We start from the raw sequence: 14,826 nt of genomic DNA, 5'->3' as shown, positions 1-14,826 counted from the left end.
TCTCCTCGGCCGCGGTGATGCGGCGTCAGCGTTTCTCGATCGTGTGCCTGAGCCCGCGAGCCCGCGACTCGGATGCACTACGCGGGTGATCTCTCAGACGAGACGGGCGAAGACCACGAGGTTGTCGGTGTAGTCGTGGACCGAGCGGTCGTAGTCGCCCGCACAGGTGATCAGCCGCGCCTCGGCGCGCGGGGTGTCGTCGTAGACGCGGTCGCTGGGGAAGTCGGACTTCTCGAAGGTCTCCGTGTCGTAGACCCGGAAGGTCGCGGTGGTGCCGTCGGCCCGGTCCACGTAGAAGACGTCGTCCTTCTTCAGCTCGCCGAGGTTGGCGAAGACGGCCGCGGACGTCTTGGTGTCGACGTGCCCGGCGATGACCGCGGTGCCCGTCTCACCGGGCGCGGCACCCTTGGCGTGCCAGCCGACGAGGTTGGTGTCGGCGGCGGGCGGGGGTTCCAGCTGCCCCGTGGAGCCGATGTGGAGGTCCGTGAAGGGCGCGTCGACCCAGATCTTCGGGATGCGCAGGCGCACGGGTGCCGACCGGGGCAGGTGCTTGCCGACCGGCCGGCCGGACTCGGTCGTGGTGGGCCGCGGGGACGACGTCGCGGCGGACTGCCCGGCCGCCGCGGCCGGGCGCGGCGCGCCGGCCGGGCCGGGCCCGGCGGAGTCGCCGTGGCCGTTGACGAGACCGGCGATCAGGACCAGGCCGGCCGCGGCGCACATCATCAGCGTCCCGGAGCGGGACGCGCCCGGGGCGGCGGGCACCGGTTCGTCGTCGGTGGAGGAAGGGGGTTGTGCCATCGGGGACCACCTCACTGGCACGGCGGCGGACGGGGTGCGGGGACAACGCGCCGGGCCGCCACTCGGGGCACGGGTGGCGGCCGCGGCTGCGCTATCGCATCCGGCATGGATCAGGCCGGGCTTCCGACCGGCTTCTTGCGACGCATCGCGTACAGGCCGGCGGCCGCCACCGCCAGCACGGCCAGGCCGCCGGCGGTCGCCGTCGGAGTGGCCAGTGCGCCGCCGCCGGTGTGCATCCCGCCACTGGGCTTCTCGTGCCCGCCGCCCCAGGAGTCGTTGCCGCGGCCGCCGTCACGGTCCGAGCCGCCCCAGTCGCTCTTGCCGCCGCCGTCGTTCTTGTAGGTCTCGGGGTCCGTCTTCGGATCGCGCGAGCCGCTCCAGTCGTCGCGGTCGTTCACCGCCGTCAGCGCACCTCCACCGGTGTGCATGCCGCCGTGCGGGGACTCGTGCTGACCGTGCTCCTTGCCGGTCGAGGATCCGTCGCTGTACGAAGAGTCGTCGTGATCCCAGTTGCCCCCGGCGGCGTACGCGCCGGGTGCGCCGAAGGCCAGGGCGGCGGAGGCCGCCGCCGTGGCCAGGATCATGCGAGCAGAGCGCATCTGATGGTCCTTCCGTCATGGCCCGGCAGCTGGGACTTGGTCAGCTGTCGTGACCGGGCCTCGACGTGATCCACCGTCAGTCAGGCTCCCGCGGGCCACCAGTCGGGACGATCAGGCGGGTGAAGCGGCCGGGCTTCACCCGTGGCTGCGCCCATCGGGTGATCAGGACAGCGCCAGCGCCTCCACGAGGACCTCGCGCAGCACGGATTCGGCGTCCGGGACGGGGCCGGCCGACCGCCAGGCGACGAACCCGTCCGGCCGAACGAGGACGGCACCCCCGCGGGTGACGCCGTGGGCCTCGGCCCAGTCGGCGTCGCCGTCCGTGACCAGGTCGGCCCGGGGTCCGGTGCCCACGCGGTAGGAGGTGAGCGGGACGGGGAGGTCCTGGGCCAGCCGGGTGGCGCCGCGGTGCCAGCCGCTCGGATCGCCGGCGTCGCACAGCAGCACCGGGGTGCGCTCGTACAGGTCGAGGGTGGAGACCTTCTCCTCCCCGCGCCGCACCCACAAGTGGGGCGCCCGGCTGCCGGGCTCGCCGGTCAGGTCGAGTTGTTCCGGTACGACGGCTGCCGCGGGGTCGGCGCCGACGACCGCGCCCTGCGGGTAGCGGTAGCCGAGGGCGACGTTGAGGATGCCGCGCCGGGGGCCGCCGCCGGTGCCGGGCGGTGGGGTGAATCCGGGGTGGCTGTGCTCCGCCGAACGGTGGGCGGCGCGGGCGCTGGTGGCCTCCGCGACGGGGCGCCGCTCGGCGTCGTAGGTGTCGAGGAGTCCGTCGCCGGCCCAGCCGCCGAGCACCGCGGCCAGTTTCCAGGCCAGGTTGTGGGCGTCCTGGATGCCGGTGTTGGAGCCGAAGGCACCGGTGGGCGACATCTCGTGGGCGGAGTCGCCGGCCAGGAAGACGCGGCCGGCGCGGTAGCTGCGGGCGACGCGCTGGGCGGCGTGCCAGGGGGCCCGGCCGGTGATCTCCACGTCGAGGTCGGCGACCCCGACGGCGCGGCGGATGTGCTCGGCGCACCGCTCGTCGGTGAACTCCTCCAGTGTTTCGCCGAGTTCGGGGTGCCAGGGGGCGTGGAAGACCCAGTTCTCGCGGTTGTCCACCGGCAGCAGGGCGCCGTCGGCGTCCGGGCTGGTGAGGTAGCAGACGATGAAGCGGCGCTCGCCCACGACGCCGGCGAGCGCACGGGAGCGGAAGGTGACGCTGACGTTGTGGAACAGGTCGCCGGGTCCGCTCTGGCCGATGCCGAGCTGCTCACGGACGGGGCTGCGGGGGCCGTCGGCGGCGACGAGGTAGTCCGCGTGGACGGTCGTGTGCTCCCCGGTCTCGCGGCTCTTGATCACGGCGGTGACACCGGTGGCGTCACTGTCGAAGGACATCAGCTCGGTGGAGAAGCGCAGCTCCCCGCAGAGCCTGCCCGCGTGGTCCAGCAGGACGGGCTCCAGGTCGTTCTGGCTGCACAGGCACCAGCCGCTGGGGCTGAAGCGGGCCAGTCCGCCGCCGGGGTCGATCTCCTTGAACAGCCATTCGCCGGCGTCGCCGGCCAGGGCGGGCGCCTGCAGGATGCCGTGGTTGTCGGCCAGGGTGGCGGCGGCCCGGTGGATGCCCGGCTCGGTGCCGGCCACCCGGAACAGCTCCATGGTGCGGACGTTGTTGCCGCGGCCGCGCGGGTGGATGGAGGTGCCGGAGTGCCGCTCCACCAGCAGGTGCCGCACCCCGAGGCGGCCCAGGAACAGCGAGGTCGACAGGCCGACCAGGGAACCGCCGACGACGAGCACCGGAACCCTGAGGGTGTCGTGGTCGGCCCGACCGGCTCGTTCGTTCATCGCTCTCGCCTCCAGCACGTCGTCATGGCAGCCGCCCGGCGCGGGCCGGGGTCCTCATGCATGCCCCGGGAAGCTGACGATGCCTCAGGCTTCACCCGGCTGGCACCCGGTGGGCGGATCGAAACGGCCGGCTGACGGTGTGTGAGTACGGCCGGGGGCGCCAAGGCAAGCAACGACACACCGGCCTGACGGCGTGTCCGGCCGGATCGCCCGATCACGGACCGCATCCCAACAGGCCGCCGCGGCCGCGCACTTCGCCCGGCGGCGGAAAAGGGGCTCCGGAGAAGCGCGGCCCACCCAAAGCGTTGACATGCCCCTGCCCAGTGGCTAGCTTCGCGAGGAGTTCACGTTCGCACCCCGGGCGCCACCCGCCCCGGGGTCCGCTGAAACGCTCCCTCGTCAGGCACCTCACCTCTGGGGCCCGACAACGTTGTCACACCCGCTCGGCCCAGCCACCCGCTCCGCCGCTCACCCTCCCGCCCACGGAGACAACGTTGTCACCCCCCTCGCTCCGAGCAGAGGAGAACTCTCCGTGATGACACGACTGCTGAGACCCCCCAGAACCACGGTGATCGGCCTCTTCGCGGCGGCGGCGCTGGCTTCGGCCGGGTTGTGCGCGCCCGCCTGGGCGGCCCAGAAGGCGGCGTTCGTCGACTCTCCGGCCACCGTGGTCGACCCGTTCATCGGGACCTCGAACCAGGCCGACGACTTCCCCGGCGCCGACGTGCCGTTCGGCATGGTGCAGTGGAGCCCTGACACGCCGTCGCGTCCCTCCGGCGGCGGCTACGAGTACAACGACTCGTCGATCACCGGTTTCAGCCTGACCCATATCGCCGGGCCCGGCTGCGGCGCGGCCGGTGACGTCCCGGTCCTGCCCACGGTGGGAGCCGTGAACACCGGCGCCACGGACGCGTTCTCGCACGCCAACGAGTCGGCGTCGGCCGGGTCGTACAAGGTCGCGCTCAACAACCAGGTGACGACCGAGCTGACCACGACCAGTCGCAGCGGCATGGCGCGCTTCACCTTTCCGTCGACCGGCCGGGCCAACCTGATCTTCAAACTGACGGGCAGCCAGAACGGGGCGACCGGCACGCAGTTCACCAAGGTCTCGAACACCGAGGTGAGCGGCCAGGTCACCAGCGGGCACTTCTGCGGTGCGGGCAACACCTACACCGTGTACTTCGACATGGTCTTCGACCGGCCGTTCTCCTCCCAGGGCGCCACCCTCGCGAAGGCGTCGACCCTCAAGCCCGTCCAGCGGGGCAAGGTGTCGAAGAACGCCGCCGAGAAGCCCGGCAGGCCGGTGCTGCACGGCAAGGTCCCGGACGCCGCGGCGCCGAGGTCCGCCCAGGACGGCGCCTCCCCGGAGGCCGCCGCCTCCAACGGCTACGTCACCTTCGACACCACCTCCGACCAGGTCGTCCAGGCCAAGGTCGGCGTCTCCTACGTGTCGGTGGCCAACGCCGCCGCCAACCGGACGGCGGAGAACTCCGGCTGGGACTTCGACGGGACCCGCGCCGCCGCGCAGAGCGCCTGGAACAGCGCGCTCGGCAAGGTGCGGATCGCCGGCGGGACGGCCGCGCAGCAGCAGACCTTCTACACCGCGCTCTACCACTCGCTGCTGCACCCGAACGTGATCAGCGACACCAACGGCCAGTACTACGGCTTCGACGGCAGGACGCACACGGTGGACGCGGGGCACAAGGCGGCGTACGCCAACTACTCCGGCTGGGACATCTACCGTTCGCAGGCCCAGCTGGAGGCCCTGCTCGCTCCCCAGGTGGCCTCGGACACCGCGCAGTCGATGGTCGACGACTACGCCCAGACCGGGATCTTCCCCAAGTGGTCCGAGAACAACGGGGAGTCGTACGTCATGGTCGGCGACCCGGCGGACGCCATCCTCGCCGACTACTACGCCTTCGGCGCCCGGGACTTCGACACCAGGACCGCCCTGGCCGACATGGTCGAGCAGGCGAGCACCGCCAACAACGACCGGCCCGGGCTCAACTACCTGAACTCGCCCGGGTACATGCCGCACGACGGCAGTTACGGCTGCTGCAACTTCTACGGTCCGGTGGCCACCACGCTGGAGTACGACACCGCCGACTTCGCGCTCTCCGCGATGGCGGGCGCGCTCGGCGACACGGCCGACCAGAAGACGTACGCGAACCGGGCGCAGGACTGGCGCAACGTGCTCGACCCGGCTTCCGGGTTCGTCCAGCCGCGCAACGCCGGCGGTGCGTGGACGGGCGGGTTCGACCCCACCAGCGGCACCGACATGGTCGAGGCGGACTCCTGGATCTACACCGGCATGGTGCCCTTCGACATCGGCGGCCTGGCCCGCGCCAAGGGCGGCAACACGGCGATGAACCACTACCTGGACACCGTGCTGCGCAGCTTCACCGGCGCCAACGGCTACGCCTGGGTCGGCAACGAACCCAGCATCGAACTGCCCTGGGAGTACGACTACACCGGTCAGCCCTACAAGACGCAGGGCACCGTGCGGGCGATCCAGGACCAGATCTGGGCGAACACCCCCGGCGGGCTGGCCGACGGCAACGACGACCTGGGCGCGATGAGCGCCTGGTACGTGTGGTCCGCGCTCGGCATGTTCCCCGAGACCCCGGGCACCTCCGATCTCGCCCTGGGCTCACCGCTGTTCACCCAGGCCGTCGTCACCCTCCCGTCGGGCGGGACGCTGACGATCAACGGCAACGGCGCGGCGGACAACGCGCCCTACGTGCAGTCCGCGACCTGGAACGGCACCGCCTGGAACAACGCCTACGCCCCCACGACGGCGATCACGGCCGGCGGCACGCTCGGCTACACCCTCGGCACCAGCGCCAACACCTCCTGGGCGGCGGGGGCGTCGGCGGCGCCGCCCTCCTACGCCGGTGACACCACGGCCCCGGCGTCGCCCCGCATCGGCCGGCTGGCCTCCTCCGTCGCCGCGAACCTCTGCGCGGACGACGCCTCCTCGGCCACGGCGGACGGAACCCACGTCCAGATCTACACCTGCAACAACACCTACGCGCAGGACTGGATCATCGCCGGTGACGGAACGATCCGCGCCCTCGGCAAATGCCTGGACGCCGATCACAGCGGGACCACCAACGGCACCCTGATCCAGCTGTGGACGTGCAACGGCACCGGCGCCCAGCAGTGGACCCAGGGCGCCGGCGGGTCGCTCGTCAACCCCGAATCCAAGCTGTGCCTGGACGACCCCAACTCCTCGGCCACGAACGGCACCCAGCTCCAGCTGTACACCTGCAACGGCTCGGCCGCCCAGAACTGGAAACTGCCGGGCTGAGCCGTCGGCGCACCCGGGCCCGGGCCGTCGTCGAGGCGATCGGCGTCGACGACGGCCCGGCCACGCGCCGCGGCCGGCCGGAGCGGCCCACCGGATCGTGCGGAGGGCAGCCGGCCGGTGGCGGCCGTCGCCCCGCTCAGTCCGCGTGCGCGGTGAGCTTGCCGCGCAGCAGGTCGGCCTCCGGAAGGCCGAGTTCGTCGAAGAGGTCCAGGGCTCGCTTCCAGGCGTCGAGTGCGGAGACCTGCTCGCCCGCCTCCGCGTAGGTGTCGCCGAGGTAGCTCAGCCCGATGGCCTCGCTGCGGCGGTCTCCCGTCTTGCGGAACAGGGCGAGGGCCCGGTCGTAGCACTCCACGGCGGTGGTGCGGCGGCCCAGACGGCGGTGGACGTAGCCGAGGCTGTCCCAGGTGTGCGCCTGGCCGCTGAGGTCGCCGGTCGCCTGGACCAGCGGCAGGGCCCGGCGGCAGTACGCGAGGGCCTGCCGCAGCTCACCGAGCTCGGCGAGGTACCAGCCGAGGTCGTTGAGGGCGACCGCCTGACCGCCGCGGTCGTGGGCGAGCAGGAAGTGCTCCAGTGCGCGGCGCGAGTGGTGCAGTGCCTCGCGGGCCGCTCCGTGCGCCCAGGCCATCTTGGCCATGTTCTGGCAGGTGCGGGCCTGACCCGGGTGGTTGTCCAGCCGTCCGAACAGGTCGAGGGCACGGGTGAGGTGATGGCGGGCGCCCTGCGGGTCGCGCAGCTGGAAGCGGGCGAGCCCCAGGCCCCGGTGGGCGGCCGCCTGCCCGGTCAGGTCCCCCAGGTGCGTGGCGGTACGCAGGGCGGTGGTGTGGACGTCGGTGAGGGCCTGCCAGTTGCCCTGGCGTTCCAGGAACGTGGTCAGGGTGGCGGCGAACTGCCAGGTGTAGGAGTCGCATCCGGCCGGCGGGTGCTCCACGGCGGACAGCAGGACGTGCTGTTCGGCGACCAGCCAGGCCAACGCCTCGTCGTGGTCGGCCAGTCGGCGGGGCAGCGCGCCGGGCTCGGCCGGGGCCGGACGCATCGGGTGGCGGCGCCGGGTCAGCAGGGCGTCGGCCGCGTGGGCCGTGTGCAGGTAGTGGTCCAGGACCCGGCGGGTCGCGGCCCGCACCGCGGCCGTGGTGTCGTGCTCGGCGGCCAGTTCGGCGGCGTGGGCGCGCAGCAGGTCGTGGCAGGTGTGGCGGCCGGGCCGGTGCTCGATCAGCAGGTGGGCGGCGGTCAGTTCCCGTACCGGCGCGGCCACCTGGGTCACACACACGCCGGCGAGGGCCGCGAGGGACGTCAGGTCGGCGTCCGGTCCGGGATGCAGGCCGAGGAACCGGAACAGCTGGGCCGCCTCCCGGCCGAGCGTCCGGTACGACCAGTGGAAGACCGTGCGTACGGCGGTGGCCGGATCGCCGGTGTCCAGCGGGTCCAGGATGCGTTCGGCGGTGCGCAGTTCGTCGGCGAAGACGGCCAGCGGCTCGGCGGGCCGGGCGGCGGCGCGGGCGGCGACGACCCCGAGCGCGAGCGGCAGCCCGGCACAGCGCACCACGATCTCGTCCACCGCGGCCGCCTCGGCCGCCACCCGCACGGCTCCCAGCCGGGCGGCGAGCAGGTCCCGGCACTCCTCGGCGCCGAGCAGGTCCAGGGCGAGCAGCTGCGCCCCGTCCGCGACGGCGAGCCCGGTCAGCGGGCTGCGGCTGGTCACCAGCGCCAGGCAGCCCGGCGCCGCGGGCAGCAGCGGCCGTACCTGATCGGCGTCACGGGCGTTGTCGAGCACGATCAGCACCCTGCGGTCGCACAGCAGGCTGCGATACAGGCCCACTTGGGCGTCCGGTGACTCCGGTACGCGGGTGGCGGGCACCCCGAGGGCGTCGAGGAAGCCGCGCACCGCGCGGTCCGGCGGGAGCGGCACGCCACTCGGGTCGAAGCCGCGCAGGTTGACGTAGAGCTGCCCGTCGGGGAAGGCCGAGCGCCTGTGCCGCGCCCAGTGCACCGCGAGTGCGGTCTTGCCCACGCCGCCCATGCCCGACAGCGCCGAGACGACGACCGCCGCGGGGCGCTCCGCGACGTCGGCCAGCAAGGTGTCCAGCCGGGCGAGTTCGTCGGTGCGCCCGGTGAAGCCCGGTGTTCCCGCGGGGAGCTGGGCGGGAACGGTGTGGCGGGGGACGGGGGTGGTGCGCGGCCGTGGCGTCGGCGGGACCGGAGCGGGAGCTGCGGGGCGAGGCGCGGCAGGGGCCGCCTCGTGTTCGCGGGCGGTCTCCGCGGGGCGTTCACGCAGGATCTCGTGGTGCAGCTCCCACAGCCGGCGTCCGGGTTCCGTGCCGAGCTCCTCCACCAGACGCCGCCTGGTCTGGGCGTAGCAGCGCAGTGCCTCACCGCTGTCGCCGGTCGCGTGCAGGGCCCGCATGAGGGCCTCCGCCAGGGGTTCCGTGAGCGGGTACTCCCCCAGCAGATCGGTCAACTCGCCCACCACGGCGGCCGGATCACCGCCCTGGATCTCCATGTCCGCCAGGCGTACGACGGCGTCGACGCGCTGGCGGCGCCAGGTCTCGCGCATCCGGGCGGGCCAGGTCCCGGTCAGGCCGGCGAAGGGCTCGCCGCGCCAGAGGCCCAGCGCCTCGCGCAGCAGCGCGACGCGCGCGCGGTGGGGCCGTGCGCCGTCGCGGGCCTGTGCGGCCAGCCGCTGGAAGCGGTGCAGGTCGACCCGGTCCGGGTCGAGGTCGAGCTGGTAGCCGCCGGAGCGGCGCAGCACCGGTAATCGCCCGTCACCGCCGTCGTCCAGGGCTTCGGCGAGGCGCCGGATGCGCGCGATGTGCGCGTACAGGGCGCGGCGCGCGCCCTCCGGCGGATCGGCGCCCCAGATCCGGTCGACGAGCACCTCGACCGGCACGGGCCGGCCGGTGTCCACGGCCAACGCGGCCAGAACGGCTCTGCGTTGGGGCGGACCCAGATCGACCGGTGCTTCGCGTACCAGGACTTCCACCGGTCCCGACAGACACAGCCGTAACATCGCACCCATCCCCCGTTCACATCTCCTCCACAGTCGTCGCACATGCGCGAGCAGGGCGACAAGCTTTCGGCAAAATCTCGACCCACCCCCGGCCCGCACCCTGAGGCGAGTGGCGCTCGCGCCGTCGCCACGGTGCGGCGCCCGCCATCCGCGGACCTGACCACACGCGGCTCACACGTGACCACGGGGGTTGACACGTGCATCGAACGAACACGGCGACCGCGACGGCCTCGGCGCCCCAGGAGACGGGACCACCGAGCACGTCACCGTCGTCCGGACCGGACGCGGCCCTGTCGGCGACGGCCGGACGCAGCGTCCTGGCAGGCGCCTTCGCCCTGCTGAACGCCCTGCATCGGGAGGAGCACGCCGGCGTGACCTCGCTGGCCTCGGCGTGCGGTCTGCCCAAGACGACCGCCTACCGGCTGCTCGACCAACTGGTGGACCTGGGCGCCGTCGAACGCAGTGCGGGCCACTACCGCATCGGGCCGGGCATGTTCCGCCTCGGCCACGGCTGGCAGCCGCATCCGGGCCTGCGCTCGGCCGTGCAGCGGCCGCTGCGGCGGCTGGCGGCGACCACCGGCACGACGGTCGCCCTGGCCGTACTGCACGAGGGACAGACGCTGATCATCGACTGGACGACACCCGCGGACCAGCCGTTCCCGCTGCCCGACGGCCGGCAGATCTGGCCGTGGTACACGGCCTCCGGGAAGCTCCTGGCCGCCTGGGCCGACCCGCGTCTGCCGCTCGGTCCCCTGCCCCGGACCTGGCCGGCCGACGCCGTGCGCATCCGGGAGCAGGGGGCCGCCTACGACCGGGAGGAGGTGCTGGAGGGGGTGTGCTGCGCCGCCGTGCCCGTCCGTGCGGCGGACGGCACCCCGGTCGCGGCCCTGAGCGTCCTGACCGATCCGGACCACCGCCTGGAGCGCCTCGCCGACACGGCGCGGCGCGCGGCCGCCGCCATCACGGCGGGGCTGGGGCGCCGCCGGTGACGCGCGGGCGTGTTCCGCTCAGCGGCACAGCGCGCGACGGGCCGGCGCCCGTTCTGCAGGCTGGGTCCGCCGGCCCGGACTCCGCACGCACCGCACGGCGGGCCGGCTCCCGGCGATCCGGACCAGGACCGCGCTGTGCACGACCATCACCGGAGGATCTCATGGAGTCGTCGCGGACGAAGCCTGCCGGCGGCCCGCTGGCCCTGCTGCGCGCGGAGTTCGACCGCACGCACGACGTGTGGCGCTCGGCCATGGGCGGGGTGTGCGTGGCCGGTCCCGAGGCGGCCCGGGCGGTGATGGGCAACGGGCACGCGGCCGTCGCGGAGACCTCCGACTTCTACCGGAACCGGCACGGTGTGTTCGGGCCGCGTTCCGCGCAGGTCGCCATCGGCCGCGCGGGCCGGGACCTGATATGCCGTCATCTGGATGCGCGGCGCGCGGACTTGCCCGGACTGGTCGCGGAGCGGCTGGCTCCGTGCGCCCAGTGGCCGGACGCCGGGAACCTGCTCGTCCTGCGGCACCTGCGCGACGTGCTGCTGCACCCGGACGCGCCCGCCCACCTGCACCGGACGGTGGAGGCGATCGTCGCCCGCGCGGTCCTGGCCGGTGCGCGAGGGCGCCACTCGCCGCCGTCCCGGCTGCTCTTCCGCCGTCGCGCGCTGCCGGCCCTGCGCGCGGAGATGAGCGCCCGGCGGAAGCGCCTGGGGTCGCGCGGCGGCCCCTCCGAGCCGCGCGACCTCGTCGACGTCGTCGTCGGCGGGAGCGACCCGGCGGCGGAGACGGGGGATCTCGTCGAGGTCTACCTGTCGTTTCTCTTCGCCACGGTCGGCTCCATCGGCTTCGCCCTGGGCTGGTCGGTCCACCTGCTGGGTACGCACCCGAACTCCGCTGCCGCCGAGCCGAGTTGGACGGTTCGCGAGGCCCTGCGGCTGTGGCCGGTGGCGTGGCTGTTCGCGCGCACGCCGAGCCGTGAGCAGGAGCTGGGCGGCACGTGGGTGACGCCGCGCGACCGGCTCATGGTGTGCAGCTACCTGGTGCACCGGCACCCCGCCCACTGGGAGCGGCCGGACGAGTTCGTCCCGCAGCGCTGGGCGCGGGGCGTGCCCGACGGGGCCTACCTGCCGTTCGGGCTCGGGGCGCACACCTGCGCCGGCGCGACCGTCGCCGTACGGCTGCTGGAGGACCTCGTGGCGATCCTCTCCCGTGACTGGCGCGTGTCGGTCACCCATGACGGCGGTGGGCCCCAGGTGGGTCCGGCGCTGGCTCCGCCGCGGTTCACCGCGGCGCTGAGCCCGAACGGCGGCTGTCCCGGAAGGAGGTGAACGAGCATGCGCGCGCTGTATCTCAAGGCGAAGTCGGTCCTCAACATCCGAGGCCAGTACGAGTACTTCTGGTACCTGTACCACCACATCTGACCGGCCCTGCGCGGGGAGGCGCCGCACGGTCGGCTCCCCGCGCCCCAGGAGGGGAACGCGAACGATGACCACCCCGCAACACCCCGAGGACTTCCTGCGGTTCATGCGGATGCGCAGCGCGCGGGAGGACGGGATCTTCTGGGTCGACGACCAGCGGCTCGGCGTGTTCGAGCCGGAGGCCGCGCGCCGGGTCAGCGCCACCAACTGGCAGCGGTTCGTCATGCACGACCGCCTCGTCGACATGGTGCTCCGGCGGCGCAGTCCGGAGATGCGGTGGAGCAGGATCCGGTCCGCCTGGATGACCCGGATGCACGCCCTCGCGACGCCGGAGCACCACGGCGCGCTGACCGACCGCATGGAGCGGATCATGGACGCGCGGGTCGGGGTGGACGTCGACCTGACGATGCTCATGCAGGACGTGACGCTGCGGTCGCTGCTGCCCGTCGCGCTCACCGGCCTCACCCGCGCCGAGGCCGAACTGGTGCGCCGGGACCTGGAGATGAAGCTGCTGCGGCTGGTCTCGCCCGATCCGGGCAGCGTCTGGCACCATCTGAAGTTCGTCTCCGTGCAGATGCGCTCGGGTCTCGTGGTGCGCCGGGTGCTGCGGCAGCGCGCGAGCGGCCGGCGCAGGCGCGAGGCCGACCTGGCCGACCCCTTCGTGGACCTGCTCCCCGAACTCGGCATGGACCGCGCCCTCGACGTGGTGACCGCGGTGCTGACCGCCATCGGGGGCCCGCCGGGCACGGCCGCCGCGAGCCTGCTCTACGAGTTCGTCCGCAACCCCGGCTGGCAGCGGCGGCTGACCGACGAACTGAGCGCCGTGGACCCGGTGGAATTCCGCACCACACCCACCACCGCGGCCCCGGCGACGCACCGCTTCGTGAAAGAGGTGCTGCGCATGTGGAGCCCGCCGCTGCTGCTGGTGCGGCGCTCGAAATTCGGCTTCGACCTCGGGTCCACGCGCCTGGACCCGGGCCAGTGGTACCTGCTCAGCCCCCATCTCGTCCACCGCGACGCACGCGTCTGGAAGCAGCCCGACGTCTTCGACCCGGACCGCTTCCTGCCGGGCGCCCCGCACGGCCCGAAGGACCGCACCTGCTACGTGCCCTTCGGCTGGGCCCCGAAGAAGTGCATCGGCGCGAATCTCGGCACGTTCCAGCTGATGGCCCTGTGCCATCTGTTGTGCACGCGCTACCGGCTGAGCGTGCAGCACGCGGACCGGATCACCATGGCCCTGCGTTTCGCCCCGGTGCCGGAGAGGTTCCGGGGCCGGCTGACGCTCCGCTGACGGCGCCCCTTCCGTCCGCGCCGGACCGGCCCGGCGCGGACGGAAGGGTTCCCGACGCTTCAGCAGCCTGAGTCGGCGATGACGAAGTAGCCCGCGGAGGTCTCCTTCAGTGTGTGGGTGACGGCCACGTTGTACAGGCCCATGTACTGGTTGGAGCCGTTGGCGTAGGTGTAGCCGAGGCTCTGGTGGGCGCGTCCGGCGACGACCTGGTTGTAGTTGTTGTCGGTGTAGCACTTGGGTGCGGAGCCTGTCGTCGTCGCCGTGACCGGGGCGGACGAGGCGCCGACGGCACCGGAGGAGTCGACCGCGGCGACGGTGTACGCGTACGAGGTGCCGGCGGACAGGCCGGTGTCGGTGAACGTGGTGCCCGTCGCGGAGCCGGCCTCGGTCCCGTCGCGGTAGACGTTGTACGAGGCGGCGCCGCCGACGGCGTTCCAGGACAGTGCCGCGCCGGTGTCGGTGGTGCCGGTCACCGTGAGACCGGAGGGCGCGGGCAGGGAGCCGGTGCCGCCCTGGTCGCCGCTGCCGTCCAGGCCCCAGAACTTCGCGGTGTGGTAGCTGGAGCAGATGGAGTCGAGGTAGTACGCCCCGGTGGTGCCGCACTGGTCGGCGCCCGAGCCGGGGTGCACGGCCAGGCCGTGCGCCATGCCGGAGACCGAGAACAGGGCGACGGCGGGCTTGCCCGCAAAGTCGTCGTAGATGCTCTCGGTGGTGCCGCCGGTCAGGCTCCGGGTGCTGGAGGCCGTCTGGCCGATGCCCCACACGTCGGTCCACTGGTCGCGCAGCTCGGTGCCGTTGACCGGGGTGACGGTGGTGTCGGAGCTGCCCTGCCAGATGGCGACGCGCGGCCACGGGCCCGAGTAGCCCGCGAAGGAGTTGCGGACCTTGTCGCCCCAGGCCTTCGGGGTGAGGTTCTGGTTGCTGTACTGGCAGCTGGAGGCGGCGCTCTGGGTGGTGGCGCACTGCGCGGGAAGGCCCGAGTCGACGGAGCCGCCGGCGAACACGTCGGGGTAGTCGGCGAGGAGGTCCGCGGTCATGCCGCCGCCGGCGGACAGTCCGGTGACGAAGATGCGGCCGCGGTCCGAGCCGTACTGCGCCACGGCGGTGTCGACCATCTGCATGACCGAGGCCGCCTCGCCCTTGCCCCGGGTGTCCTTGGCCGAGTCGAACCAGCTGAAGCAGGACAGGCTGTTGTTGGCGGCGCTGGTCTGCGGGTAGACCACGGCGAAGCCCCACTCGTCGGCGAACTTCTGCCAGCCCGAGTGGGCGTGGTAGTCGCTCGCCGACTGCGTGCACCCGTGCAGGGCCACCACCAGGGGTGCGTCGGCGGGCAGGTCGGAGGGTGCGTACTCGTACATGGCCAGGTTGCCGGGGTTCGAGCCGAATCCGGTGACCTGCTGGAGGGTGCCGGCGGCCGCCGCGCTCGACGCCAGGGGGGCGACGACGGCCAGGCCCGCGATGACGGCGCCGGTCGCGGCCGCCCGTGCGGTACGCCGGAAGAATCTGCGCCAGGTGGAGCGATGCATAGGGCGACTCCGTGGGGTGGAGGGGGGAGGGAAGGCGCGGGCACGGCCCGTCCCCGGCGGTCCCACCCCGCCCGGCGCG

Annotated in this window: 9 protein-coding genes; 4 read left to right on the top strand and 5 right to left on the bottom strand. The window is 73.3% G+C overall.

Features of this window, described 5'->3' with window-relative positions; genetic code table 11:
- Positions 1–93 precede the first annotated feature (93 nt).
- The 3 genes from ACIRPX_RS28100 to ACIRPX_RS28090 all read right to left on the bottom strand — a co-directional run bounded on the left by ACIRPX_RS28100 (position 94) and on the right by ACIRPX_RS28090 (position 3,215).
- On the bottom strand, positions 94–798 hold the full coding sequence (locus tag ACIRPX_RS28100) for a class F sortase (RefSeq protein ID WP_404200181.1): 705 nt from the start codon (positions 796–798) through the stop codon (positions 94–96).
- Between the two features lie 110 nt (positions 799–908).
- A complete protein-coding gene (locus ACIRPX_RS28095; RefSeq protein WP_404200178.1) occupies positions 909–1,397 on the bottom strand; it encodes a hypothetical protein in 489 nt (162 codons plus the stop codon).
- A 162-nt stretch (positions 1,398–1,559) separates the two neighbouring features.
- A complete protein-coding gene (locus ACIRPX_RS28090; RefSeq protein ID WP_404200176.1) occupies positions 1,560–3,215 on the bottom strand; it encodes an FAD-dependent oxidoreductase in 1,656 nt (551 codons plus the stop codon).
- A 535-nt stretch (positions 3,216–3,750) separates the two neighbouring features.
- On the opposite strand from ACIRPX_RS28090, the gene ACIRPX_RS28085 reads away from it, so the two are divergent.
- Entirely contained in the window at positions 3,751–6,525 is a 2,775-nt protein-coding gene (locus ACIRPX_RS28085) for a lectin (RefSeq protein WP_404200173.1), read from the top strand.
- A 136-nt stretch (positions 6,526–6,661) separates the two neighbouring features.
- Here ACIRPX_RS28085 and ACIRPX_RS28080 read toward each other — a convergent pair whose 3' ends face one another.
- The gene (locus ACIRPX_RS28080; protein ID WP_404200171.1) at positions 6,662–9,538 is read right to left on the bottom strand and encodes an AfsR/SARP family transcriptional regulator; all 2,877 of its coding nucleotides are present in this window, start codon (positions 9,536–9,538) and stop codon (positions 6,662–6,664) included.
- Positions 9,539–9,726: 188 nt separating this feature from the next.
- Between ACIRPX_RS28080 and ACIRPX_RS28075 the strand changes: the two genes are divergently transcribed.
- The 3 genes from ACIRPX_RS28075 (at position 9,727) to ACIRPX_RS28065 (ending at position 13,221) form a co-directional block, all read left to right on the top strand.
- Positions 9,727–10,518 carry an IclR family transcriptional regulator gene (locus ACIRPX_RS28075; protein ID WP_404200168.1) on the top strand — a complete coding sequence of 264 codons (792 nt, stop codon included), beginning with the start codon at positions 9,727–9,729 and terminating at the stop codon, positions 10,516–10,518.
- Between the two features lie 161 nt (positions 10,519–10,679).
- Positions 10,680–11,840: a cytochrome P450 gene (locus ACIRPX_RS28070; protein ID WP_404200166.1), complete on the top strand. Its 1,161-nt coding sequence runs from the start codon at positions 10,680–10,682 to the stop codon at positions 11,838–11,840.
- 157 nt (positions 11,841–11,997) lie between these two features.
- Entirely contained in the window at positions 11,998–13,221 is a 1,224-nt protein-coding gene (locus ACIRPX_RS28065) for a cytochrome P450 (RefSeq protein WP_404200163.1), read from the top strand.
- A gap of 59 nt (positions 13,222–13,280) precedes the next feature.
- Here ACIRPX_RS28065 and ACIRPX_RS28060 read toward each other — a convergent pair whose 3' ends face one another.
- Entirely contained in the window at positions 13,281–14,747 is a 1,467-nt protein-coding gene (locus tag ACIRPX_RS28060; RefSeq protein WP_404200160.1) for a PHB depolymerase family esterase, read from the bottom strand.
- Positions 14,748–14,826: the final 79 nt, after the last annotated feature.

This window comes from Streptomyces sp. NPDC101225 (genome assembly GCF_044767585.1).
Lineage (GTDB): Bacteria > Actinomycetota > Actinomycetes > Streptomycetales > Streptomycetaceae > Streptomyces.
This window is presented reverse-complemented; position numbering and strand designations above follow the sequence as displayed.